At 52.2% G+C, this 7,347-nt stretch carries 6 protein-coding genes; all 6 read right to left on the bottom strand.

Annotation, left to right across the window (positions count from 1 at the left end):
* Positions 1–183: 183 nt before the first annotated feature.
* On the bottom strand, positions 184–1,134 hold the full coding sequence (locus tag EDM55_RS26020) for an MBL fold metallo-hydrolase (RefSeq protein ID WP_174769329.1): 951 nt from the start codon (positions 1,132–1,134) through the stop codon (positions 184–186).
* A gap of 157 nt (positions 1,135–1,291) precedes the next feature.
* On the bottom strand, positions 1,292–3,424 hold the full coding sequence (locus EDM55_RS26015; RefSeq protein ID WP_122961730.1) for a CocE/NonD family hydrolase: 2,133 nt from the start codon (positions 3,422–3,424) through the stop codon (positions 1,292–1,294).
* Positions 3,421–4,392: an ABC transporter ATP-binding protein gene (locus EDM55_RS26010; RefSeq protein ID WP_122961729.1), complete on the bottom strand. Its 972-nt coding sequence runs from the start codon at positions 4,390–4,392 to the stop codon at positions 3,421–3,423. Before EDM55_RS26010 ends, EDM55_RS26015 begins: the two co-directional genes overlap by 4 nt.
* The gene (locus EDM55_RS26005) at positions 4,385–5,383 is read right to left on the bottom strand and encodes an ABC transporter ATP-binding protein (protein WP_122961728.1); all 999 of its coding nucleotides are present in this window, start codon (positions 5,381–5,383) and stop codon (positions 4,385–4,387) included. Before EDM55_RS26005 ends, EDM55_RS26010 begins: the two co-directional genes overlap by 8 nt.
* A gap of 9 nt (positions 5,384–5,392) precedes the next feature.
* Positions 5,393–6,298, bottom strand: a complete 906-nt coding sequence (locus EDM55_RS26000) for an ABC transporter permease (RefSeq protein WP_092266406.1) — start codon at positions 6,296–6,298, stop codon at positions 5,393–5,395.
* Entirely contained in the window at positions 6,285–7,256 is a 972-nt protein-coding gene (locus tag EDM55_RS25995; protein ID WP_092266407.1) for an ABC transporter permease, read from the bottom strand. The genes EDM55_RS26000 and EDM55_RS25995 overlap by 14 nt, the downstream gene beginning before the upstream one ends.
* Positions 7,257–7,347 lie beyond the last annotated feature (91 nt).

The following is a 7,347-nucleotide window of genomic DNA, read 5'->3' as shown; positions in this document are numbered from 1 at the left end:
AAGTGGTCTGTCGGGCTTTGCGGAGGGGAGGAAAAGAGAGAAAACGCTCCGTTAGTAGGGACACTTCTCTGGGGGCATCCCTGTTCGGCTCCATTCCAAAACCGGAACCCGCGTCCAATCGTCTTCTGGCTCTGCCCTGCTTCCATAAAAAAACCGACTCTAGCAGTCGGTTTCAAAGCTTTGCTATTTGTGATCCTCCAAAGGCAATGTATAGGTCTGCCCTTGCTTCTCCATCACGATGAGGTGCCGTTCCTCTCCGGCGGCAGCTAGCAGCCTCTCCATTGGCTCTTCTACTGGCTCCTGCGACAGAACGAATGTATTCCAGTGAATCGGGACTAACCATTTGCCGCCGGATTGCTTGAACATTTGCCAGGCTTGCTCGGGTGTGCAGTGAGCACCTTGGTAAGAATCTGGCTTGTAGGCACCAATTGGCATGAAGACCAGATCGATCGGGCCGAATTCCTGCTTCAGATGCTCCATGGACATGTACGCGGTATCTCCCGGATAGAGGATGCGCACGCCATTTTTCTCGATGACGTAGCCTTGGTAGCCGTAGTCGTGATTCCACGGAAAGCGGTTGCCCCAGTGCCTTACCGGAATCGCGGTAATTTTCACGCCATCTTTTGTAGTCTTGGTCTCATGCGGCTTCATTTCCTCAATCGATCCGTATGGCATGCCTTGCAGCAGCGGACTTGTATTCGCAGCAGTAATGACATGCGTGGACGGACGTGCCAGCTGACGGAGGGTGGGCAAATCCACATGATCCATGTGGGCGTGGGACAGCAAAATCAGGTCGGCTTCTCCTACCTCTTCGTCCGTTAAAGCAGGCGGCGTAAACCGCGTGGGTCCAAAGTGAAGCCCTGCGATGCGAAGACCGAGCCTTTTGCCCAGCACAGGATCTGTGATGATTTTCGTCCCAAAGAAATGAAACAGGATCGTCGAGTGTCCAATCCAGGTAAACGTCACTTCGTCCTTTGACCATTCCGTTGGGATCGGCTTGTGCTCCAAATCGCGGTAGACTGGTTTGGGCAGACTTCCCATGTGATACCAGTAGCGATAACCGATATAGCCAAACAATGCCAAAATCAACAAGCCAATGATGGCACCAATCCATGTGAGTATCGTGATCAGCATCGTGAACCCCTTATCCAGTGCAGTTTTTTGATGCCATCATTATAGCAAACGGGTAGCAGGAGAAAGCAAGAGACGAGCGTCCTCAAACTGTCGGACAAACGAATTCCCCTCATTCCAGGCGAGAACGAGGGGGTGAATTTGCAGCCGTTTGCTTTTCTTACAAGCCGTACAGTACAGGAAGCTTCACATGGGAAGGATACTCTGTCCCATGATAAATGGTGTTCACCGCTACCACTGGCGTAGGATCTTCATATGGGTTGATGCCCGTATTGGTGTTCGGGAAAAATTCGTAGTAGTTGCTGGATGTGATGTCGATCCTGATCTTGTGCCCCTTTTTGAACACATAGCCGTTAAAGTACATCTCCATCTCGTACTTCTCTACCTTGCCTGGCTCCAGAAGCTCCGGCTTGTCATAGCCCTTCCGAAATTCTGCCCGGACGACATTGTCCGAAATTTTTCTGGCGATTCCCCTCTCATCCACGTCGGAAACGCGAACGATAAAGTCCGTATCGACGGCGCTGGAGGAAGCGTAGAACTCGGCGTACACATTCCCCGCCATGGCGACATCAGTGGAAAGGGTCTCTGTATCGTAGACCAAGCAATCACTTCGCAGCTGGATAGGGTTGCAATGATACGGTCTCACATGGCCGCGATCACCGATGGGCTGCTCTGGATCGTAAACGTACGTATCTGAACCGGTTTCTTTTTCTGGCTGCAGGACGATCCTGCCGTCTCCAAACATGGAATTGGCATGCCCATTGCTAGCGAGATAGAGGTTCACCTGCCTGCTTTCGCGAGGATTCCAATCCTCCGATTCCCGCCACTGATTTTCTCCCACTACGTAATACGTGGCGCGCGGCTTTTGATCCTCTCCGTTTTGGACCCCTTTCAGGTAGCGGTCAAACCAGCGGATGATTCTCGTGTCAAAGTCATAGTCCACCGCATTGTCCCCGAACTCCAGATCGTCGCAGTCCCGAAAAGCGTTCAGGTTGTGCGGCCACGGCCCCAGGATGATCCGTCTGCCGGGGACATCATGCTTCGTCAGGAATCGCCATGTCTCCTGAACTCCCAGTGCGTCGCCATCGTACCAGCCCGACATGATCAGCATCGGAATTTTGATTTGATGACTGTGCGCTGTATTGTCGGAATGCCGCCAGAACTCATCGTAATAATAATGCTCGCGCCACAGATCCCATGGCCCCGACTTTTTCCCGATGATTTTTTCAGGGATTTCCGTGATGGGTCTGTGTCGCACAGCTTCCTCCACGTTGATCGTTTCCCCGGCAAAAACACCAAAATCAATCCGGTTGCTCATCGACTGACCGAGCGTCCAGCAAAGCAAGGGCCAAGAGCAAATCGTTCCACCGCGTCTCGCCGTATCCGTAAAAGGGGAGCCTACATTTACTTCACTGATGGCCGTTTTCAAATGAGGATTGCCGCTGGTGGCTGCTGCTGTTGTGGTATAGCCCAGATAGCTGGCTCCCCACATCCCGATGCTGCCGTCACTCCATTCTTGCTGCACGATCCAGTTGAACAGGTCGTCGGCATCCTCTCTTTCGTGCTGGAAGGGCTCCAGCTCTCCATCGGAGTCCGAGCGTCCGCGCACATCCTGAATGACAAACGCATAGCCTCTTGCCGTCCAGTGCCAGCAGCGCAGGATATCCCTTGGCTTTCCATAGCAGGTCCTGACAACGATGGCTGGCACTTTTTCGCCCGGCTTGATTCCCTCTGGCAAAAAGACCTCCGTCGCGAGATTCAAGCCGTCTCTCGTCGGAACAAAGAGATTCCCCAGATGGTTGATGCCGTACTCTGCCTTTGACAGCAGAGGATCGTCATATTTTACGAGGGGGGTCAGCTTTTCATAGCCCGGCACGACCGCGATTTCCGAAGAAGCCCTTCCTGGATTGGAGAAAGCCACGATTTCCCCATCTACCGTCACGATGTCGAGCACACCTGTGGATTTGCGCTGCGCCCAGAGCTGCGAGGTGACCTCCTTGCCGTCGACTATGCCCGTAGCCGTCAAGTATTTGCTGTAAATACTGCCATCTGCGAGCGTCACCTTTTCCCCCTCCCACTTGCAATCGGCATAGGCGGCAAGCTTGCTATGTATGAGTGGATAGTCGATCAGGGTATTTTTCTTGTTCTTGTCAAAAGGCTCACGCTTAAGCTGGGCTCTCGTTTTTCGATCCACATCGCAGAGCTCCACATAGGTCTCTTTGAAGGTGATATTGCCGTTGTAAACGCCCGAAAAATAGATATCAAATCTTCTGTCCAGCAAATAGTGACTCATGGTCTCATCTCCTCTAGTTCATGGACACGGAAGCATCGAACAGTATGTCCGCAGCCCAGATCGGTAATTTCAGGTGTTGAGCTGCGGCATTCATCGGTGGCAAAGCTGCACCTTGCCGCAAACCGGCATTCGTTTTTGGGATTGATCGGAGACGTGATTTCCCCCTGCAGCAGGATTCTCTCCTTCTTCTTTTTCAGGTTGGGTACTGGGATCGCGGAGAGCAGCGCCCTGGTGTAAGGATGTCTAGGATTGGCGAAAAGCTGTTTTACGGGCGCTTTTTCAACCACCTGTCCCAGGTACATGACCATGATCTCCTCCGTGAAATGCTTGACGACGGACAAGTCATGCGTAATGAACATGTACGTATATCCGAACTGCAGCTGCAGCCTTTTCAGCAAATTGAGAATCTGCGCCTGGATGGATACGTCCAGCGCGGATACCGGCTCGTCACAAACTATAAACTCAGGGCTGAGCGCAAGTGCGCGGGCTATCCCGATGCGTTGTCTGCGCCCTCCATCGAGCTCATGCGGATAGGAATTCACAAACCGCTCAGACAGGCCAACGAGCTCCATCAGCTCGTACACCCTATTTTCCTTGTCCGCTTTGTCGCGATACACCCTGTGTATATCCAAAGGCTCTACAATGGAATGAAAGACCGTCTTTCGCGGGTTGAGGGAAGAAAACGGGTCCTGAAAAATGATCTGAATCTTTTTCCGGTACTCCGCCATCCCTTTGTGGCTGAGCTTGGTGACGTCTGTGCCATTGAAGAGGATTTCCCCTTCTGTCGGTTCGAGCAGCATGGTCATCAATCGGCCCGTTGTGCTTTTCCCACAGCCACTCTCCCCTACGACACCGATCGTTTTTCCCTTCGCAATCGAAAAATCCAGGCCGTCCACCGCATGCAGATTTCCCGCGGGGGTTTGAAAGTACTTTTTCAAATTTTTGACTTCAATATAGGAATTACTCATACTTCTTCACCTCTTTCACCGAGAGCTTCCCCTCGTGAACAAAGCACTTCGTAAAATGGCCGGGGCTGTATTCCCGAAAGGAGGGGTCCTCTACACGGCAAAGATGCTGCGCATACTTGCATCTGGGGTGAAACTTGCAGCCAGACGGCAAATCAGAGGGGTCTGGGACGAGTCCCTCGATCGGTGAAAGAAACTCCACTTCTTTATCGATATCCGGAATGGAGCCAAACAGCCCGTTCGTATACGGATGCAGCGGATTTTCAAAAATATCCTCCAGCGAGCCACTCTCGACGATCTCTCCCGCATACATGATGGCAACCTTGTCGCAAATCTCGGATACGACACCAAGGTCATGGGTGATCATGATCATGGAGGTTTTGGACTTCGTTTTTAAATCCTTCATCAGTTCGAGCACCTGCGCCTGAATGGTAACGTCCAATGCTGTCGTCGGCTCATCTGCAATCAACAACCGCGGGTTACAAGCGAGAGCGATGGCGATCACGACCCGCTGCTTCATCCCTCCGGAAAATTGGTGCGGGTACTCGTAGGCCCTTTCCGCAGGTATTCGGACCAGCTCCAGCATCTCGATCGCCTTTTGCTCCGCTTCTTTTTCTCCTAGCTGCTGGTGGTTGACAATAACTTCGGCGATCTGCTCAACGACGGTAAACACCGGATTCAACGACGTCATGGGATCTTGAAAAATCATCGAGATCTCCTTGCCGCGAAGCTTGCGGACCGCCTCTTCCCCCAGCTTCAATAGGTCCGTGTCGTCCAGCAGGATACTCCCACCTTCGATTTTTCCGGGCGGGCTGTCTACCAGCCCCATGATGCCAAGCGCTGTCGTCGTTTTGCCAGCTCCGGTTTCCCCGACAATCCCAAGCGTCTCCCCTTCCTGGACAGACAGGCTCACCTTGTTGACCGCCTCTACCACGCCGTCATCTGTCCGGAATTTGATTGTAAGGTCCTTCACATCCAGTAATGTCTTTTGCATAGAGGCCTCCTACCTTTTCATGCGCGGGTCCAGTGCGTCTCGCAGTCCATCTCCTACCAGCGTCAACGAGACGACAGTCAACACCAGGGCAAGCCCCGGAAATGCGGTCACATGCCAAACGTCTCGAATATGCTCCCTGCCGCTCGATAGCATCGCACCCCACTCAGGATCGGGCGGCTGTACGCCCAGACCGATGAAGCTAAGGCCGCTGATCGCCAAAATTAACCCGGCTATCTCCATCACAAACTGGGAGATCAGAGGGCTGATCGCATTCGGTAAAATATGCATGACAATGATGCGAAAATCGCTTGCACCTTGCGCGCGGATGGCTTCAATAAACTCTTGGCCCTTGATGTACAGCACTTGGGCTCGTACCATGCGAGAAACGGAAGGCACGCTTCCAACTGCGAGGGCAATGATGAGATTCGTAAGCGTGGGCTTCATGACACTGACCAGCGTGATCATCAAGAGCAAGCTGGGAATCGCCATGAATACGTCTAGCGAACGCATGATAATCCCATCTGTTTTTCCGCCGTAGTAGCCTGATAACGCACCAAGGGTACAGCCGATGATGCTGCTGAGGAGCATCGCCATAATGCCGATCGTAATCGAGATTCTGCCTCCCCAAAGAATCCGGGCAAGAACATCTCTCCCCAGCTCATCCGCTCCCAGCAGCTTGCCCTCAGCCGGAAACTTCAGCGTCTGGGACAAATTTGGTTTGACCACGTCATTGTCATAATCGAGATACAGAGGAGAGGTATACACGACAAGTAAGATGGTGGCAAGCATAATCATCCCCACCACTGCCGATTTGTTTTTTCTCAGTCGCAGCCAGGCATCGGCCCATAAGCTTCTTTTTTTCAGATGCTTTTGCCTTTGCTTGGCAGTCGGCAGGGTCGTATTAATTTGAGCCATTTCCCGCCACCTCTTTTCTGATCGTCCTGCGTCTTGCGTACATCGATCGGATTCTAGGATCGACATAGGAGTAAGCCAGATCTGTCAGAAGGTTCGCAACAGCGATGATGACAGCCGTGATAATCACTCCCGCCATGATGGTCGGTATATCCTTTTGCCGCAAAGCATCGATCATCATTTTTCCCATGCCGTTGATGCCAAACAGCATTTCCATAATGACAGATCCGCCAAAGCATCCCCCTACAGCCATCCCCACAGAGGTAATGGTCGGGAGCAAGGCGTTTTTCAAGGCATGCTTTCGGATGACCACGCTTTCTTTCAGCCCCTTTGCACGCGCCGTCCGAATGTAATCTTGGCGGATGACGTCCAGCATCGAGGCTCTCGTAATCCTCGAATTTACCGCCCATCCCGCAATCGAGGAACAAATAATCGGCATGATCATCGCGGACGGTTTATCAAAGCCGTTTGCCGGAAGCCAACCGAGCTTCACGGAAAACAGGATAATCATCAAAATGCCGATCCAAAATCCTGGCATCGCCGCAAAAAACAAGCTGACCACCCTCATGATGTTGTCGAAAGGAGAGTTCTGCTTGACCGCCAAAGCAATGCCAAGGGGAATCGCCACAATCAATATGGTCAGCAGCGATCCAAAGGAAAGGATGAGCGTCGGAGGGAGTCGAACCGCAATCATCTCGATGACACTCTGCTTCGTAGAGTATGAAGTCCCGAAATCTCCGATGAGGACATTTTTCATGTAATGAAAGTACTGCAAAGGAATCGGATCATTCAGTCCGAGCTGCTCCCTCATCAGCGCCAATTCCTCTTCCTTGGCGTTTAGACCGAGAATCATTTTGGCAGGATCCCCTGGACTGAGGGAAAGCAGTAGAAAAACAATGACGGAAACGCCGATCACGATCGGTATCATTTGAAGCAGTCTTTTGAGAATATATCTGCTCACACGTTGGCCTCCTCTCTGCTGCCGCTAGAAAACAAGGAAAAATTCGGACAAGGGAGGCTAAACGTTTCCTTTGCCTCCCCGCGCCTATCAA

The organism is Brevibacillus centrosporus, from assembly GCF_003710815.1.
GTDB classification, from domain to species: domain Bacteria; phylum Bacillota; class Bacilli; order Brevibacillales; family Brevibacillaceae; genus Brevibacillus; species Brevibacillus centrosporus.
This window is presented reverse-complemented; position numbering and strand designations above follow the sequence as displayed.

What these genes read in the sequence shown, in the direction of transcription:
- EDM55_RS26020 (WP_174769329.1), bottom strand. Translation starts at nt 1,134, where the DNA reads ATGCTGATCACGATACTCACATGGATTGGTGCCATCATTGGCTTGTTG.
- EDM55_RS26015 (WP_122961730.1), bottom strand. Translation starts at nt 3,424, where the DNA reads ATGAGTCACTATTTGCTGGACAGAAGATTTGATATCTATTTTTCGGGC.
- EDM55_RS26010 (WP_122961729.1), bottom strand. Translation starts at nt 4,392, where the DNA reads ATGAGTAATTCCTATATTGAAGTCAAAAATTTGAAAAAGTACTTTCAA.
- EDM55_RS26005 (WP_122961728.1), bottom strand. Translation starts at nt 5,383, where the DNA reads ATGCAAAAGACATTACTGGATGTGAAGGACCTTACAATCAAATTCCGG.
- EDM55_RS26000 (WP_092266406.1), bottom strand. Translation starts at nt 6,298, where the DNA reads ATGGCTCAAATTAATACGACCCTGCCGACTGCCAAGCAAAGGCAAAAG.